We start from the raw sequence: 206 nt of genomic DNA, 5'->3' as shown, positions 1-206 counted from the left end.
CAAGGTTTGTTTCTTTGGAAACGGTAGACAAAACAAATACATGAAGCGTACATTCCGTTCCAAACGCAAAACATTGGGTAGGAAGAAAAAACTCAATGCCATCCGTAAATTGGATGATAAAGAACAGAGATGGATGAAAGACCAAGACCACAAGGTGAGCCGTGCAATCGTCAATTTTGCAAAAGACAATCACATTTCTGTCATTC

At 39.3% G+C, this 206-nt stretch carries 1 pseudogene; it reads left to right on the top strand.

The features are described from left to right. Nucleotides 1-206, top strand: a pseudogene (locus ACQCV8_RS20295) (RNA-guided endonuclease TnpB family protein); the annotation flags it as partial.

It is taken from the genome of Metabacillus sp. 84 (genome assembly GCF_050107715.1).
Lineage (GTDB): Bacteria > Bacillota > Bacilli > Bacillales > Bacillaceae > Metabacillus_B.
The sequence above is the reverse complement of the archived record's forward strand: the minus strand, read 5'-3'. Positions and strand labels throughout refer to the sequence as shown.